13 protein-coding genes are annotated in these 17,272 nt (G+C 42.2%); 4 read left to right on the forward strand and 9 right to left on the reverse strand.

The genetic code is table 11. The features are described from left to right. On the forward strand, positions 1 to 396 hold a 396-nt coding region (locus tag AC1DPZ_RS03350), incomplete at its 5' end, for a heavy-metal-associated domain-containing protein (protein ID WP_477401243.1). Between the two features lie 129 nt (positions 397 to 525). Here AC1DPZ_RS03350 and AC1DPZ_RS03355 read toward each other — a convergent pair. The 4 genes from AC1DPZ_RS03355 to AC1DPZ_RS03370 form a co-directional block, all read right to left on the reverse strand. Then, on the reverse strand, positions 526 to 1,656 hold the full coding sequence (locus AC1DPZ_RS03355; protein WP_477401244.1) for an acyltransferase family protein: 1,131 nt from the start codon (positions 1,654 to 1,656) through the stop codon (positions 526 to 528). Between the two features lie 100 nt (positions 1,657 to 1,756). Continuing rightward, positions 1,757 to 3,538, reverse strand: a complete 1,782-nt coding sequence (locus AC1DPZ_RS03360; RefSeq protein ID WP_477401245.1) for a RagB/SusD family nutrient uptake outer membrane protein — start codon at positions 3,536 to 3,538, stop codon at positions 1,757 to 1,759. A gap of 22 nt (positions 3,539 to 3,560) precedes the next feature. After that, positions 3,561 to 7,022 carry a TonB-dependent receptor gene (locus AC1DPZ_RS03365; RefSeq protein WP_477401247.1) on the reverse strand — a complete coding sequence of 1,154 codons (3,462 nt, stop codon included), beginning with the start codon at positions 7,020 to 7,022 and terminating at the stop codon, positions 3,561 to 3,563. A 260-nt stretch (positions 7,023 to 7,282) separates the two neighbouring features. Then, complete coding sequence (locus AC1DPZ_RS03370; RefSeq protein WP_477401248.1) at positions 7,283 to 8,410, reverse strand: FecR family protein; 1,128 nt, start codon at positions 8,408 to 8,410, stop codon at positions 7,283 to 7,285. 177 nt (positions 8,411 to 8,587) lie between these two features. On the opposite strand from AC1DPZ_RS03370, the gene AC1DPZ_RS03375 reads away from it, so the two are divergent. Further along, entirely contained in the window at positions 8,588 to 9,154 is a 567-nt protein-coding gene (locus AC1DPZ_RS03375) for an RNA polymerase sigma-70 factor (RefSeq protein ID WP_477401250.1), read from the forward strand. Here the strand turns inward: AC1DPZ_RS03375 and AC1DPZ_RS03380 are convergent. The 4 genes from AC1DPZ_RS03380 to AC1DPZ_RS03395 all read right to left on the reverse strand — a co-directional run bounded on the left by AC1DPZ_RS03380 (position 9,151) and on the right by AC1DPZ_RS03395 (position 13,659). After that, positions 9,151 to 9,405 (reverse strand): Txe/YoeB family addiction module toxin, encoded by a 255-nt coding sequence (locus tag AC1DPZ_RS03380; protein WP_477401252.1) that lies wholly within the window; start codon positions 9,403 to 9,405, stop codon positions 9,151 to 9,153. The genes AC1DPZ_RS03375 and AC1DPZ_RS03380 overlap by 4 nt on opposite strands. Beyond that, a complete protein-coding gene (locus tag AC1DPZ_RS03385; protein ID WP_477401253.1) occupies positions 9,402 to 9,656 on the reverse strand; it encodes a type II toxin-antitoxin system Phd/YefM family antitoxin in 255 nt (84 codons plus the stop codon). Before AC1DPZ_RS03385 ends, AC1DPZ_RS03380 begins: the two co-directional genes overlap by 4 nt. 79 nt (positions 9,657 to 9,735) lie before the next feature. Then, positions 9,736 to 12,582, reverse strand: coding sequence for an excinuclease ABC subunit UvrA (gene uvrA / locus AC1DPZ_RS03390; RefSeq protein WP_477401254.1), 2,847 nt, complete (start codon positions 12,580 to 12,582; stop codon positions 9,736 to 9,738). Positions 12,583 to 12,876: 294 nt separating this feature from the next. After that, positions 12,877 to 13,659: a lytic transglycosylase domain-containing protein gene (locus AC1DPZ_RS03395; RefSeq protein ID WP_477401256.1), complete on the reverse strand. Its 783-nt coding sequence runs from the start codon at positions 13,657 to 13,659 to the stop codon at positions 12,877 to 12,879. A gap of 230 nt (positions 13,660 to 13,889) precedes the next feature. On the opposite strand from AC1DPZ_RS03395, the gene AC1DPZ_RS03400 reads away from it, so the two are divergent. Together AC1DPZ_RS03400 and AC1DPZ_RS03405 are read left to right on the forward strand one after the other, a co-directional pair. Continuing rightward, on the forward strand, positions 13,890 to 15,449 hold the full coding sequence (locus AC1DPZ_RS03400; RefSeq protein ID WP_477401257.1) for a pseudouridine synthase: 1,560 nt from the start codon (positions 13,890 to 13,892) through the stop codon (positions 15,447 to 15,449). Positions 15,450 to 15,527: 78 nt separating this feature from the next. Beyond that, positions 15,528 to 16,661, forward strand: a complete 1,134-nt coding sequence (locus AC1DPZ_RS03405) for a lactonase family protein (protein WP_477401258.1) — start codon at positions 15,528 to 15,530, stop codon at positions 16,659 to 16,661. A 103-nt stretch (positions 16,662 to 16,764) separates the two neighbouring features. On the opposite strand, the gene AC1DPZ_RS03410 is transcribed toward AC1DPZ_RS03405, so the two are convergent. Next, entirely contained in the window at positions 16,765 to 17,247 is a 483-nt protein-coding gene (locus tag AC1DPZ_RS03410) for a hypothetical protein (RefSeq protein WP_477401260.1), read from the reverse strand. Positions 17,248 to 17,272 lie beyond the last annotated feature (25 nt).

Here is a 17,272-nt window from a genome sequence, read left to right on the forward strand (position 1 = left end):
CTTTGCGCCAGATCAACAGAAAAAGCTTTACGTGCACTGCCTTTTGTAGGCGATATTAAAACCGATCTGATCCGTAACACTTATCTCATCACTTTTAAAAACGATGTGCCTGTAAATTTCGAGCAGATCAGTAAAAAGGTGCAGGGTTCGGGCTTCTCGGTAAACAGCCTTAAGGCCACCTATAATTTTGATACCACCAAAGTTACCGATAACTACTTCAGCTATGGTGGCGATACCTACAGGTTGCTTAACCCGGCCGATAAATCAATTAGCGGCGCTATTAATTTCACCATTGTTGACCAGGGTTTCGCGCCAAAATCGGTATCAAAAAAATACCTGGGGCAGTTAACAGATACTCCTCCCGCATCGGGCCGTATTTACCACTTAGCTATATAGATTCCGATTATATAAAAGCAAAAAGCTAACGCTTTGATGTCAATCATGTCAGATTGTTAAACTTTATATAAATAAAAAGCGCGATCATTTACATGATCACGCTTGTATTTAGGGCATTAAAAATAGCTGTTAAACTCTGATATAGATCTTATTCTTATCCAGCACCCAACCCACAAACCAGCAGATGAGCATATAGCTGATAGCAAACAACAGCGAACCTATTGCCCCTGGCGCTATTACCTGGTAAAAATTATCGTTTATCCAGCCGTATAAACTGCCGCCTTTTATGGTTACCATGTAGAAGAAGATGACAAGTGTTTCTGATAGCACATATATTGGCAATGGGTTTTTTCCCRTAATGGTGAAAAACTTTGTCCAGTTTCCTTTGTTCCAGTCTTTTATTTCAAGGGCATAAACCAGGAAGGATAGGATCACCAAATCGAGCCCAGTGGTTACAAGCACAAACGGGCTGCTCCACAATTTTTTATTGATCGGGAACACCATGTTCCAGCATAGGGCAAGGAAAATGAACAGGCAGCCCATTAGCAACATTTTCGAGATCACATCGTAACCTTTTCCTTTTTGCTGAATGAATTTACCGGCATAATAACCAACAACCACATTCACAATAGCGGGGATTGTGCTCAAGATTCCTTCCGGCTCAAAAGCAATTTTTTCACCATGGTACATATGGCTATCGCCTATAATAAACTTATCAAGAAAAATACCGGCGTTGCCTGTCATGCTCAGCGGGTTTGATGGATCGCCAAAAACCAGCAGAATTACCCAGTAACCTATTAAAAACAGTACTGATAATATGATAACCGACTGTTTTGAAAGGAAATGGATCATGAGCGACGCAAAACAGTAACACAAAGCTATCCGCTGTAAAACCCCCATTATTCGGGTATGGCTTATTGGCGAAAAGACAATATGCCCGTTATCGAACCTGAAGAAAGGGAACCAGTACATAAGGTAACCTATTAAAAATATCAGCAGCGTACGTTTAAWTATCTTGGTAAGCACGGCCGCGTTACCCATCTCCAGGTAGCGTTTCATAGAAAAGCTCATGGCATTACCAACCGCGAATAAAAATGAAGGGAATACCAGGTCGGTAGGTGTGAAACCATGCCAGGCTGCATGATTAAGTGGTGCAAATGCTTCTGCACCGCTACCGGGTGTATTTACAATGATCATAAAACATATGGTCATCCCTCTAAAAACATCCAGCGATAAAAATCGGGTTGATGATTTGTTCATAAATTGGTTTAAAATAGTTTTACTGGTTTATGCAGGGAAGTAATAAGCGGCAATTTGATAAAAACTGCCGGGATATTCAAATCCCGGCAGTAGTAATTAATTAATGGTAACCGGGGTTTTGCTTAAGCACCGGGGTACCACCTTTTGCGCTTAAATCAATTTCGGCAAGCGGAATAGGATAGTATTCACTTTTCCCTTTCACAAATTTACCGCCTTTAACATCGTTAGTTAAGGTACCCTGGTAAGCTATGTAAGCATTAAGTTCGGTATCGGCAATACCCCATCTTACGAGGTCGAAAAAGCGATGACCTTCCATGGCTAACTCAATTTTCCGCTCAAAATAAATGGCTTTAAGTGCAAAGTCTTTACTGGCGAAAGCGCCTGCCAAATAAGGGCTAACTTTGTAATTGGCCGCGGCTGTATTGGTAAAACCGGCGGTCGGGTTATCGTTATCTTTATAATTATGCACCCACCCGGATGTATTGGCGGCTCTGTTACGTACCATGTTAACATAACTTTCGGCTTTATCAAAATTGCCAAGTTGTGCTTCAGCCTCGGCGGCCATTAGTAATACATCAGCATAACGGATAAGGTTATAATTGATGCCAGAGCCAGGTGCCCATGAAGTATTATCGCCGTTGGTAGTCTGCTCGGCCTGGCCGTATACATTTTTAATAGGCGAGTACGGCCCTCCGTATTGCTGATCCCGTATCCAATCGACGCCCGGGTGTAAACCCCAGTCGAGGTATGGAATACCACGGCGGCCAACTGTCCAATCCAGCCGCGGATCTATTGTGCCGGCATCTGGTGTAAAATCCTGGTTAGCGGCTATATTCAAATCTGTTTTTATTGCATGGCTGTTGTAATCATCAAGGTATGGCAGCCCGGTAAGCGAATTTGTACGGTAATGGTTTGCCAGGTCAACAGAAGGTTGGTAAAAACCGCAGCAACTAAACGGGCTGCTGTTACCGTATGGAAAATTCAGCATATCGCCATTATTGGCATTTGAAGGGCCGTTAGGATCGGTATTGGCTGCTGCCTGCACTGCAAATACCGATTCGGGGCTATTATTTGTAGCCGTCCGGAAGTTATCATTAAAATTGGTATTCAACGCATACTTCTGGCCCGAGGCTGTTACACCCTGTGCTATAACGGCATCAAAAACCACCTTGGCTTCGGCGTATTTATGCTCATATAAATATGTTTTTGCCAAATAAGCGCCCGCAGCCCATTTGTTTGCCCGGCCAACATTAGGTTGTGTATTAGGCAGGTTATCATATGCATATTTAAAATCAGCCTCAATTTTGGGCCATATATCGGTTGTATTTGGCTGATTGAGATCGGTTGTGGTTTCATCAATATATGGCACATTATTAAACATTTTTTTTAGGTCGAAATAATAATGACCACGTAAAAACTTTGCCTGGGCCAATATATTGGTTTTTGCTGCATCTGCAATTGAAGCAACTTTTGCAGTAATTTTAATAGTGTTGTTAGTACGTGAAACACCTTCATAATCGGCCCTCCATTTACTGTCAAAAAAACCGTTACTGGCATCCGGGTTATACTTCATTATAGGCTCAATGGGCTGCTGATCGCCTGCTATACTCCCTTTTGAAGCATCACCTCCGGCAACACCACCATATATCCAGTTATCAGGCGATACCTCCCATGCACTGCCGCCACCTATGGCAGCGTCTCCACCCTGCTGGCCGTCTAAAGCGGCATAGGCACCTACAAGCAATTCGTTGGCACCCGCTTCTGTTTCCAAAAATGTTGGCTCAAGCGCGCCTGTAATAGGTTTATCAAGAAATGTTTTTTTACATGCACCAAGCGACAAAACGCTGAGCAACATAATACTGAAATATCTTTTTGCTTTCATTGTAATACTTTTAATGCTGTTGTTATAATGAAAAATTAACTCCGAATAAAAATGTGCGCGGACTGGCGTAGCTACCTTCGTCGATACCAAAGTCTTTGGTATTGCCGCTCAGTTCCGGATCAACGCCGCTGTAACCTGTCAAAGTAAACAGATTGGTTGCCGATACATAGATCCTTAACTTTTGGATGCCGGCTTTCTTTAAACTACTGATATTAAAGGAATAACCAATCTGCGCGTTGCGCATACGTACATAGGTTCCGTTTTCAACAAAGTATGAGTTAGGTGTTGCTCCGCTACTTGTAGATGCATCCAATTCCTGGATAGGCGCTTTTGCATTTTGATGGGTTGGTGTCCATGAATCATAAAGGGCGGCGTTGCTTTTTGCGGTTCCAAACGATGCATAAAAGTCTCTCCAGTATTTAACGCTGTTCCATAATTTGTTGCCGAATGAGCCATAAAGGAATATGCTGGCATCAAAGTTTTTATAATTTACACCCAGGTTCAACCCTGCAGTAACTTTAGGATTGGGATTGCCTATAAATGTCCGGTCGGCATCCGTTATTATACCATCCCCGTTTACATCTTTATATTTAAAACGCCCAACCTTTGTATCTGATTGATAAACAGCATTTGGATCATTACTTATTTTTTGAGCACCGGCATCGGCGGCATCAATCTGGGCCTGGGTATTCCAAAAGCCGACTACCTGGTATCCGTAAAATTCACCTAATGAGTGGCCAACAGCGCTCCTCGTAATTGGACTATCAAAACGGCTTGTGGCATCGCCCACAAAATAGTCTCTGTCATCAGATACTTTTAATATTTTGTTGTTATAGGTGGTTATTGTACCTGTGGCATTAAAACTCATATCTTTATTTACCGCTATATTGCCTGTTACAGATATATCAAGCCCATCTGTTTTCATTTTACCTACATTTTGAGCAGGCACATTACCGTTACCGGCAGTACCCAACTGCCTGGCAGCATATAAAAGATCCTTGATATCCTTGCGATAATAATCGGCTGTTACGGCTATTTTTCCGTCGAGTATGGTGGCATCAAAACCAAAATTGGAGTTGATATCTTTTTCCCACAAAGCATGGGGGTTGGCAATCTGATCCTGGTAAAAGCCCGGTGATAATTCTGCATTACCATCCAACGGATAATATGACTGGCCAATATTAGTACCAAAGGTGGTATAGGCATCCTTTGACCCCATATTGATCTGGTTACCCATTATACCCCAGCCGCCTCTTACTTTAAGATCGGTAAGCCATTTTACATCCTTCAGAAAACTCTCCTGCGATATACGCCAGCCTGCACTAAATGCGGGGAAATAACCATAACGCTGGTCTACCGGAAATTTTGAAGAGCCATCCCGGCGAATTGTTGCATTAAACAGGTATTTATTGTCGTAAATATAATCGAGGCGGGCAAATTCCGAGAACAGGGAAGTTGAGCTTTTGCTGCTATAATTGTTTTTGTTGTTTGTACCGGTGGAAAGGCTAACGTAATCGGGATCAAAATTATAAAAGCCCTGTATGCTGCCTCCAAGGCTTTTATCATAAGTTTCAACCGATTCGGTACCTACCACAATATTAAGACTGTGCTTGCCAAAGGCTTTTAGATAAGTAAGGGTATTGGTCCAGTTATAATTATAACTATTGGCCGAATTTTCATTATAGACGTTTATTTGAGAATTTTCAACATTTTCATAAGTTGGATATGTAAATGCATGATCATTACTATTAACAATATCGCCGCCAAAACTGGTACGCAGGGTTAGGCCCTTAAAAATATCCGCTTCGGCAAACACGTTACCCAGCAGGCGATAAGCTGTAGAACCGTTTACCTTTGTGCGTTGCTGTATGGCTACGGGGTTATTGGAATCACCTAAGCCTGTACCATAACTGCCTGCATAGTTACCCATTATATCATAAACAGGTATAATTGGTTGCTCCCTTAAGCCCATGGCAATAACACCATCCGGATTATTGGCACTTATCTGCGCATGATTGGCGGCAGCTACCTGGGGCGTTTTTGTGATAGAATAAGCCAGGTTTTCGCCTACCCTGATATGTTTGGTTATATTAAAGTTTGTGTTTGAGCGCAATGTATATCTTTTAAGATAGGTATCTATCAATGTACCTTGCTGATTGAAATAATTAAGCGAAAACAGGTAGTTTGCCTGTTCGGTACTGCCGCTTAATGTTAAGTTGTGGCTGCTTATGGGCGCGGCTTTAAATAACTCGTGGTACCAGTCGGTACCGGCCTTATTTGCCCTTGTTATCCTGTAAAAAGAATTATAATCGTCGGGCGTTGTATAGTTAGGATTAACATAGTATAATGAAGGATTTACCGAAGGATCGCCTTCTTTGGCCCCTGCAGGTGTTATATAGTCGGGCAGTGTAAAGGTTGAGCCTTTGCCCGAAGGATTATACAGCGGGTCCTGAAAATCGGTAATGCCTGAGTTTTTTTCGGCTGTTAGCTGCAGGTTGGCCATTTGCTGCGGATTTAGTGTATTCCAAACGTTGCCGCCCTTGGGTACCTGTGAGCCATAATAAGCATCGTACTGGATACTCACTTTGCCCTTGCCTCTTTTGGTAGTAATGATGATAACCCCGTTTGCTGCCCTGGCGCCATATATAGAAGCCGAACTTGCGTCCTTTAACACCTGTAACGATTCAACATCATTTGGGTTAATAGTACTTACATCATAGGTTTCCATACCATCAACCACATATAATGGTGTATTATCCCCAAATGTATTAAACCCCCTGATGTGTACCTGTGGCTCCTCGCCTGGCTGRCCCGAGCCTGTTACCGTAACGCCCGATGCCTGGCCTTGCAACTGGCTGTTTACTGATGATGAAGCCTGTTTGTTTAGGTCCTTAACATTTACAACGGCTACGGCGCCGGTAAGGTCCTTTTTCTTTTGAGTGGTATAACCCACCACAACCACCTCGTTAAGGGCTTTTGATTCTTCGGTAAGCTTTACATTAATAACCGTTTGCCCGTTAACAGCAACTTCCTTTGATGTAAAACCCAAAAAGTTGTATATCAGTGTGCCGGTACCATCGGGCAGTGTTATAGTATATTTACCATCAATATTGGTTATGGTACCTAATGTGCTTCCCTTTAGCTTTACGCTTACGCCGGGCAAGGGTAAACCACCGGCATCGGTAACAACACCTGTTACTGTTACAGTAGCAATGATCTTTCCATCTACAGGTTTAATAATAATGATATCATCAACTACCTGGAATGTAAGTTGTTGATTTTTAAGCACATTTTTCATAACCGTTTCAATACTGGCGTCCTGTAGTTCAACGTTGATCTTTTTATCTACGTTAACCTGGTCCAGCCTGTAAAAAACCGTGTACTTGCTGCTTTTCTCAATCTGTTTAAACATCTGTTTAACAGATATATTATTCACATTAAAGTTGTAAACGTTTTGCGAGTAAGCGGCAGCGTGTATTTGCATTATTCCCGTTAAGAGTAAGACAGTTACAAGCTTCATAATTTTAATCGTTTTTTGCCATGCATGCACAGCCCCTACAGGTTTTCTGTCAAAATTTATCATAAATTTGTTTGTTAATCAGTTAATACGATGCTTCCCCAAGCGTAGGGTATTAGCTATTGATTTTATAGAACCCGGGTGTTAGCGCACTTCGGGTTTTTTATTTTGAAAGAGAGCGTTAGTTTTTTATCATAGTTGATTTTTTGTTTTTAAAGGTTAACAGATTAGTTTTTATTGTTTTTTGTAATATTTACAGTGTTACCTGTTATGGAATAATTGATAGCTGTATTGCCCTTAATCAGTTCCAAAACCCTTTCAATACTGGCAATGCTTTTAAAGCTGCCAGAGTAGCGGATATTTTGCAGCCCGGTATCGTCCATAACTATTTTTACATTGTACCTGCGCTCCAGCACTCTGGAGATCTCATCAAGCGTATTACCGTCAAACACCAGCAGGTCATCTTTCCAGCCGTCGTAACGGTTCATCTTTGCGGAATCTACCTGTAGCACCTGGATCTCATTCAGGTTTTTAAGATCATCATCATCCTGCTTCACCGCATATTTTTCTGATTTTGGATAATAGATCCTGAGCACCTGTTGTGGCTTAACATATATGCGGTTCATTTCCCGGGCGTTATTATCCACATTGCCCTCAACTGCTACCTCGCCTTTTACAACTGTTGTTTCAAAAAACGAATCGTTAGGATAAGCTTTCAGGTTAAACTTTGTGCCGATATCCCTGATAGTGTAATTTTTAGTGTTCACCAAAAATGGGATAGTCTTTTTTCCGGGCGCGATCTCAAAAAAAGCTTCCCCTTCCAGGTAAACTGTACGGTTGGTTTTATTAAAATCGGTATTGTAATTGAGTTTGCTGCCTGCATTTAGCCAAACCAACGTTCCATCACTTAATACTATCTTTTTTATGCCCCCGTTTTGAACCGATACCTGCCTTGCGCTTTGTACATTTTGCGAATAATGATTTACCAGGAGTACCGTAAGTACACCAAACATGGCTATAACTGCGGCAACCCTGCCCCATACAGCAAGCGTACTGTACTTTGCCTCGCGCGGAATTGTTGCCGAAGAAAATTTATCAAAGGCTTTTTCATCGTTAATAACTTCCGGCTGCAGGTACAGCATATTTTGCCAGGTTTCGTACAGTTGGGCAAAATACTGTTCGTTCTCCGGGTGCGCACTTACCCATTCCCTTACCTGCTCCACCTCTTTTTCATCAGCTTCGCGGGTTATATACTTTACCAGTAAAAGTTTTATTTTTTCGTTGTCCATTCTTATTATAGTAGTAAGACAATTAAAAAGCGCCATACCCTCAAACGGGATGAAAATATTTTTCATTTAATTTGGATATGCCCTAAAAACCTAACTACTAATTGCGCGGAGCATCTCTGTCACAAAATATTTGCAGATTAGTTTATCATTATTTCCATATTAAATTTGAAGCATTCGAATATTTATTCCTAACTTGTTAAAGTTTTTTAAAAAGTAATTCATTTTTACTGATTATATGCATAGATGATTACCCAAACCAACAACACCTTAATTACAAAACTTACACAGGGTGACGCCCGGGCTTTTGAAGTTTTATTTAAACTTCACTATACCCGCCTTTCACTTTTTGCCAATCGTTTTGTGAATGACCTGTCAGTTGCCGAGGAGATAGTCGCTGATGTATTTACCGATTTGTGGGAGAAAGGGCACGAGGTTACTTTTTCAACATCGGTAAGCTCGTACCTATATAAGATGGTGCAAAACCGCAGTCTTAATTATTTAAAGCATCAAAAGATAGAGAATCTTTATGTTAGCTATCTGGAAAAAAATAACCTGTTTGATGAAGTGCGCAACACTGTTGAAAATGGATACGAGGAAAAGGAGCTTGTTTGCCAGATAAAAGCCGCAATTAATACCCTCCCCGAAAAATGCCGTGAAATTTTTGTGCTGAGCCGCTTTAGCGACATGAAGTATAAAGAAATTGCCAACCAGCTTAACATCTCGCCTAAAACTGTAGAGCGGCAGGTAAGCATCGCCTTAGAAAAGTTGAGGCAGACGCTAAAGCATGTGAGTTATTTGTTTTTGTTTTAGTAATGATAACGGCATTGATGTATATGAATCGAGTTATTTTCGATCTTATATACCAAACGATGTTCCAGGTTTATCCTGCGGGACCACAATCCTGCTAAATTATGTTTTAAAGGCTCTGGCTTGCCCGAACCTTCAAATGGGGTTCTTTCTATTTCTTTTACCAAAGAGTTTATCTTTCTTAGGATAGATTTATCTGTGGCCTGCCAGTATAAATAATCATCCCATGCCTGATCGGTGAAAATTATTCTCACTCGTCAATAAGTTTTCTTTCTGTGCCGAGACCGTTGTCAAAATCCTCGATACTTTTCATAAGCCGGGCGGCATTATTAGGGCTTTTAAGTAGATAGAAAGTTTCTTCCATGCTCTCATAATCAGCTTTGGAAATAACCACAACATCTTCTGCATTGGTGCTTGTAACTACCAAAGGTTTATGATCATTACGCACTTTATCCAAAAAAAACTTTAGCTGCTGCCTGAAGGTTGTATATGTGGTGACTTCCATCTGCTTAATTTTACATAAAGATATAAAACAAAAACCACATGTACAACAAGTTGTACATGTGGTTTTTTTAAGACATTTTTTATTTAATCCCCATTTCCTTTTTCAAAAACTGCCCGGTAAAACTATCTTTAACTTTGCACAAACCTTCAGGTGTCCCGCTAAAAAGTATCTTACCGCCTCCCGAACCACCTTCGGGACCAAGATCTATCACGTGGTCAACAACCTTAATTACATCAAGGTTATGCTCTATTACCAATACCGTATTGCCTTTATCAACCAATTGGTAAAGAACACCCAATAATACATTGATATCTTCAAAATGCAAGCCTGTTGTAGGCTCATCCAATATGTAAAAGGTGTTGCCTGTATCTTTTTTTGATAGCTCGGTTGCCAGTTTAACACGCTGTGCTTCACCACCCGATAAGGTAGTTGATGCCTGGCCAAGGGTAATATAGCCCAAACCAACATCAAACAAGGTTTTTATTTTACGGTAAATGGCCGGGATGTGCTCAAAAAATGGTGTGGCATCTTCAATGCTCATATCCAGCACATCGCTGATGGATTTACCCCGGTAGCGCACTTCCAGTGTTTCGCGGTTGTACCTGCGGCCTCCGCACTCTTCGCAAGGCACCTGCACGTCGGGTAAAAAGTTCATTTCAATAACCTTCATTCCTGCACCCTGGCAGGTTTCGCACCTGCCCCCTTTTACGTTGAACGAGAAACGGCCGGGCTTATATCCCCTGATCCTTGACTCGGGCAAGGCCACGTACAGGTTACGGATATCTGAAAATACCCCGGTATAAGTAGCAGGGTTTGACCGCGGCGTGCGGCCGATTGGTGTCTGGTCTATCTCTATCACCTTATCAATATTCTCCAGGCCTTCAATTTTTTCATAAGGCAACGGGTGCTTTTTAGCTCTGAAAAAATGATGGTTCAATATTGGGTATAAGGTTTCAGTAATCAGGCTTGATTTACCGCTACCCGATACGCCTGTAACCCCTATTAGTTTACCTAAGGGAAAATCAACCGATACCTTTTTTAAATTATGGCCGGTAGCTTTTTTTAGACTTAATGTTTTGCCATTGCCTTCTCGCCTTTTTTCGGGTACTGCTATAGAACGCTCACCATTAATATAGGATGTGGTAAGCGTATGCTCTTTCATTAGTTGCGCGGGTGTTCCCTGGGCAACTATCTGCCCGCCGTGTACACCGGCTGCCGGGCCCATATCAATTACATGGTCGGCTTCCAGTATCATATCCTTATCGTGCTCAACTACCAAAACGGTATTACCAAGGTCGCGCAGGTTTTTGAGGGCGTTTATTAAGCGCTCGTTATCACGCTGGTGCAGGCCAATGCTTGGCTCATCTAAAATGTACATCACGTTCATCAGCTGCGAGCCAATTTGCGTGGCCAGCCTGATGCGTTGCGCCTCGCCGCCCGACAGGGTTTTGGCAGTACGATCCAGCGTTAAATAACTCAGCCCTACATCCAAGAGGAACACAATACGTGCGCGAATCTCTTTCAGAATTTCTTTGGCAATAACATTCTGGCGCTCGGTAAGCCTGTCTTCCAGGCCATTAAACCATTCCTGCAGGTGATTGATATCCATACAGGCCAGCTCGAATATATTTTTATTATCTACCTTAAAATGTAACGATTCTTTCTTCAGCCTTGCACCATCACAAACCGGGCAGGTTTTTAGTACACGATAGTTTTCCATATCGTCCATCCCTTCATCATTACGGCGTTCCTGCTGCTCTTCCAGCATACGCACAATGCCATCAAAAGTGATGGAGTAGCTTTGTACGTTCCACTTATTGTATTCAACAGAAACGTTGATGGTATCGGGCGCTCCGTTCAGGATAATATCCAGATGATCTCTGCTCAGCTTTTCTATAGGAGTAGTTAATGAAAACTCATATTTTTTTGCCAACGCTTTCAATACCTGGAAGATCCATGTTTCACGATACTCGCCAATTGGCGCAAGGCCGCCGTTCATGATGGTCAATTTTGGATTTGGAATAACCGAAGCTTCATCAACCTCAAATATATACCCAAGGCCATTACACTTTTCGCAGGCTCCATAAGGCGAGTTGAACGAAAATGTATTGGGCTGCGGCTCGTCATAAGAGATCCCCGAAACCGGATCCATCAAATACTTACTGTAATAGGCTACATTATTATCCTTATCGCCAACACGAATGATGCCTTTAGCTATCTTGAGCGCTGTTTGCACCGAGGTGTATAAACGCTTGCTGTCTTTTTCGGATACCACCAACCGGTCAACCACAATATCAATATCATGAATCTTGTACCTATCCACCTGCATTTTGGGTTCCACATCAGCCATTGCACCATCAATCCAAACCTTAAGGTAACCCTGCTTACGTATCGATTCAAATAGCTCGCGATAATGACCTTTACGGGCCTTTACCACCGGCGCCAGGATATTAACCGGCTGCCCATCGAATTTTTCGGAAATGGTTTTCAGGATCTGATCTTCAGACATCCGCTCCATTTTCTCGCCTGTAGTATAGGAATAAGCATCCCCGGTACGGGCAAAAAGCAAGCGCATAAAATCGTAGATCTCGGTAATGGTACCCACCGTAGACCGTGGATTTTTACTGGTTGTTTTTTGCTCAATAGCAATAACCGGACTAAGGCCCGATACCTTGTCCACATCTGGCCGTTCCATACCCCCCATGAACTGGCGCGAGTAGGCCGAAAATGTTTCCATATAACGGCGCTGCCCCTCGGCATAAATGGTATCAAATGCCAGTGATGATTTCCCGCTGCCACTTAAACCGGTAATTACCACCAGCTGGTTGCGCGGAAAAGAAACATCAATATTTTTTAAATTATGTACCCTGGCTCCATAAACTTCAACTTCGCTTTGCTCGCCCAGGTCTAATGGTTTTTCGTTCATATGTGTTTTTAAAAACAATACCGTTTGGCCAACCTAAGCCGCCATATTTCTATACTAATATTTTTCGCAAATATACGTAAAAAGCTGATGCTTATAAGGCACACACCTGGCAGTTAAGTTATTTGACGTAAAAATAACAGCCCTACCATAACACTTCTTTTTAAGCTGATACAGTCATCTAAATCCTTATAACAACTTTTTAATCATAAAAAAGACCGACCTTCCAGCTGGGAAGATCGGTCTTAAAGTGCTCCGTATGTAATCTTTAACTAATTATGACATTTACCGTCAATATTAATTAAATGCCAGCAGTTGCGTTGGCTGGGTAATATTAATGTAGTTTTTATACCCGAACTTTTTAGGCTGCTCAATAATTGCTTTCATGGCAATAAGCTTGTAAACATATGAACCGGTTTCGCGGTTCAGGCTCATGCGGAAATAATTATCTTCGTTTTGCTTATTAATGGCTTTAGCTAATTTAATAGATCCATTGTTATAAGCAGCGGCAGCCAGCGTCCAGCTGTTAAATTCACCGTATAGTTCCTTGATATACTTGCAGGCCGCGATGGTTGATTTACGAACGTTTTGCCGTTCATCAACCCCATGACCCACCTTTAGCCCGTAGGTACGCGCGGTACCGGCCATAAATTGCCATAAACCCGATGCCCCTTTTGGAGAAGTGCCCGATTTAAGGCCCGACTCGACAAGCGGGATGTATTTAAAATCATCAGGGATCCCATAAAACTTCAATATAGGCTCAATAATAGGGAACAGTACTTCGGCCTTACGGTGTAGCAAGGTTGATTGTACGTTCTTAAAAGCATGTTGTCTGAGCGATTTGTTGAGTTTAAATGTAACCCTGGCATCATTAACAGGTAAAGCTTCGTCTGCAAAATTATAAGCAGCAGCGGTGCTTTTAATAAAAATAAATTCCGAGGTTCGATGGCTTAATTTGGCTGGTTTTGCAACCGTTTCAGTAATAGTTGTACTGAAAATATTAAGCTTGGAAATGAGAACCAGCACCAGCGTTACGGAGCACGTAAGTAAGTGTTTTTTAATCATTTCTTTTTTTATCATTAACTATACATTAGGTAAAATGTGCTGCAAAGGTAGGTCATACAAATCACATAATCAAATACTTAGCTTTTTACTAACTTTTTTAGCGCTGGTTTTCGGTTCAAAAACACGGTTTAAAACAGTTTAAACCGTGTTTTTGAACCGCATTATTTTTTTGATTTTTTTGATTGCTTTTTGCCAAAAAACCGTAACTTTGACCCTCACGCTGCGAAAGCGCTAAACAAAAAAATATGGTATTTAAGAGACCAACAGGTAGTCGCGACGACAAGCCGGGAAAATCAACAGGCAGAAGCTCAAGAGGCGATGATAAGCCTAAAAGACCGGCAACCGCAAAAGGCAAAGCCTCTCCGGACGGGGAGAAAAAGAAACTATCCAGACCGGATAAATCATTCCAAAGCAACAGATTTAGTGACGATAAGCCCAAAAGCAATTTTAGGGACAGCGCGTCATCAGGCGATAAAAAATCATCTACAAGATCAAGACCATATTCTGGTCGTCCAACATCCGGCGATAGCGAAAAACCAAAAAGCAATTTCAGAGACGGAGCTTCGTCTGGCGATAAAAAAAGCTTTTCGCCACGCGCCAAGCCATATTCTGGCAGGCCAACCTCCGGTGACAGCGACAGGCCGCAAAGAAGCTTTGGTGCAGGTTCAGGTGGCGGTGAAAGAAAACCCTATTCAGGTCGGCCGTCATCCGGCGAAGGCGAAGAAAGGCCTAAAAGAAACTTTGGCGGCAGTTCTGCCGGCGAAAAGAAACCATACTCTTCTCCACGCACACGTTCATCTAATGCAGATTTTGGCGACAAGCCCAAAAGAAGCTTCGGTGCCGATAAAGGTGGCGAACGTAAATTTGGTGCGGGTACAGAAAGATCAACAGACAGAAAATTTGGCGACAGGCCAGCCGAAGGCGGATTTAAAAAACGCGAAGGCAGCTTCTCAAAAGATAAACCGGCTTACAATGCCGACCGGCCGCAACGTAAGCCGGTATATGATAAAATAACCAAAGACCTTGACGCACCGGCCAAAACCATGCGCGGCCGTAAAAAGCCGGCCGAAAGCAAAACCAAGGACGATGGACTTATCCGCCTTAACCGTTATATTTCAAACGCAGGTATTTGCTCGCGCCGTAAGGCCGATGAGTTGATTATTGCCGGTGTGGTATCTGTAAACGGTGTAGTGGTTGATGAGCTGGGTGCTAAAATTGATCCGGCAAGAGATGAGATCAAATACAATGGCGAAACCCTGCGCCGCGAAAAAATGGTTTACGTATTATTAAATAAACCAAAGGATTATATAACTACTACAGAAGATCCGCAGGAACGCCGCACAGTTATGCACCTGGTTGAAAAAGCAACCAAAGAGCGCATTTACCCTATTGGCCGTTTAGACAGGAACACTACTGGCTTACTGTTAATGACCAATGATGGCGAGCTGGCCGATAAACTATCGCACCCACGCAGCAACATCAGCAAACTATACCAGGTTGAGCTGAGCAAAAGTTTATCACAGGGCGATCTGAATAAAATTCAATTTGGTATTGAGCTGGAAGATGGTTTAATAAAACCAGATTCGGTATCATATGTTGCAGGCGCTTCAAAAAGAGAAGTAGGTATCCAGATCCATAGCGGTAAAAACCGCGTGGTGCGCCGCATATTTGAAAGCCTGGGTTACGAGGTTGTAAAATTGGATAGGGTGGTTTATGCCAACCTCACCAAGAAAGATCTTCCACGAGGGCGCTATCGCCACCTGGAAGAAAGCGAGATCATCCAGTTAAAACACCTGATAAAATAAAAAAATGCCTCGTTAAACAACGAGGCATTTTTTTTGTCTATTTTATTAACTTGCATCCCTTAATCAATTCATACCAACATGAAAAAAGCCCTTTTGATCATAGCGATGCTATCGCCTTTGCTTAATTACGCCCAGGATAAAAAACTCGTCCCCAAAATGTTCAATCTTGTTGTGGGTACTTATACCACAGGTTCAAGTAAAGGCATTTTGGTTTACCGTTTTTATACGCAAAGCGGCAAGCTGGCTTATTTAAGCCAGGTAGATGGTGTAGATAATCCATCTTACTTAGCAGTAAGTAAAAACAATAAATTTATTTACGCCGTAAATGAGTCGACCAAAGGTGAGGTGAGCTCATTTTCATTTGATGCTAAAACCGGCAGAATGGAATTTATCAACAAGCAATCGTCATTAGGCGCCAACCCATGTTATATTGCTGTTGATAAGGCGCAAAAAAATGCATTTGTTGCCAACTATTCCAGCGGCCAGGTTGCTGTACTGCCCATTAATAAGGACGGTTCATTAGCTAATGGCATTGAAACTGTGCGTAATGAAGGCCAGGGACCAAACAAGGAACGCCAGGAAGCCCCGCACGCGCATATGAGCATATTATCGCCCGATGAAAAGTACCTGTTTTATAATGACCTGGGCACCGACAAGATAAATATTTACCGTTTCCGTTCAGGTAAAAGCTCACCCTTAACAGGTGCCAATCCCTCGTTTGTAAGCGTTACACCTGGCAGTGGCCCACGCCACCTGGAATACTCGCTTGATAAAAAACATGTTTACCTGCTAACAGAAATGGCTTCAAATATTATTGTGTTTGATTACGATAATGGCAAGTTCAAACAAAAACAAGCAATAACCCTATTGCCTGATGGCTTTACAGGCAAAACAGGGGCTKCAGCCATCCATATATCGCCCGACGGCCGTTTTCTTTATGCCTCAAACCGTTTAGAAACCAACGAGATCGTCTGTTACGCCGTAAACCAGGAAACAGGCGAGCTTACTTTTGTATCGCGCCAGTCAACCTTTGGTAAAAACCCGCGCGATTTCGCTATCGATCCAACAGGTAATTATTTGGTAGTAGCCAACCAGGGCAGCGATAGYATGTTTGTATTTAAAATAGACCAAACTACCGGTAAACTACGACAAACAGGCATCAAAATAGACGTTGGGAACCCGGTATGCCTGAAATTCACGCCAGCTGAATAAGCTTAAAGCCTAAGGCTGAAGGCCAAAAGCTAATAAAGTAAAAAGCTCGAAGCTAAAGGGAAATTCCTTTTTTGCTTTGAGCTTTTTGCTTTAAGCCTTAAGCTTAATTAGCTTTAGTAAACGAATAAATAATATATCCCGTTCCGCCACCAACGGTAACCGGGGATTTAAGTGTCATGGCCGAGCCATTGTTACTTACAATATCCAAACGATAGCCTTCTGCTACATTCTTGGCTTTATCTCCTTCAAATATCTTTTTGAACTGGAATTGCGTGCCGGTTGGTCCTCCGTTAAAAACCGACCAAAATATGGTTTGGGAAGTACCATTTGCAAGGGTATAGATACCATTACCACTATTGGTTAGTTTCCAGGTACTACCAACAAATGCCTCTGGGGCGGCCTGGTCAAACACGTTTTGAACAGCATTTTGAACCAACCCATCGTAACTTACATTGTTAAGTGTCCAGGTGCCCACAAATTTACCGCGGGATACATTGGTTGTAGTTACATTTTTTGTAGATGRACAGGCAGAGAGTACAAAAATAAGGGATAGGATAGCTATCGGGGATTTAAGAAAATTTTTCATGACAGTGTTTTATTTAAATGCATAT

Source organism: Mucilaginibacter sp. P4_G9 (assembly GCF_056400985.1).

Coding starts and splice junctions, on each gene's coding strand:
- AC1DPZ_RS03360 (WP_477401245.1), bottom strand. CDS start 3,538: ATGAAAGCAAAAAGATATTTCAGTATTATGTTGCTCAGCGTTTTGTCG.
- AC1DPZ_RS03370 (WP_477401248.1), bottom strand. CDS start 8,410: ATGAAAAATATTTTCATCCCGTTTGAGGGTATGGCGCTTTTTAATTGT.
- AC1DPZ_RS03400 (WP_477401257.1), top strand. CDS start 13,890: ATGGTATTTAAGAGACCAACAGGTAGTCGCGACGACAAGCCGGGAAAA.
- AC1DPZ_RS03375 (WP_477401250.1), top strand. CDS start 8,588: ATGATTACCCAAACCAACAACACCTTAATTACAAAACTTACACAGGGT.
- uvrA (WP_477401254.1), bottom strand. CDS start 12,582: ATGAACGAAAAACCATTAGACCTGGGCGAGCAAAGCGAAGTTGAAGTT.
- AC1DPZ_RS03385 (WP_477401253.1), bottom strand. CDS start 9,656: ATGGAAGTCACCACATATACAACCTTCAGGCAGCAGCTAAAGTTTTTT.
- AC1DPZ_RS03395 (WP_477401256.1), bottom strand. CDS start 13,659: ATGATAAAAAAAGAAATGATTAAAAAACACTTACTTACGTGCTCCGTA.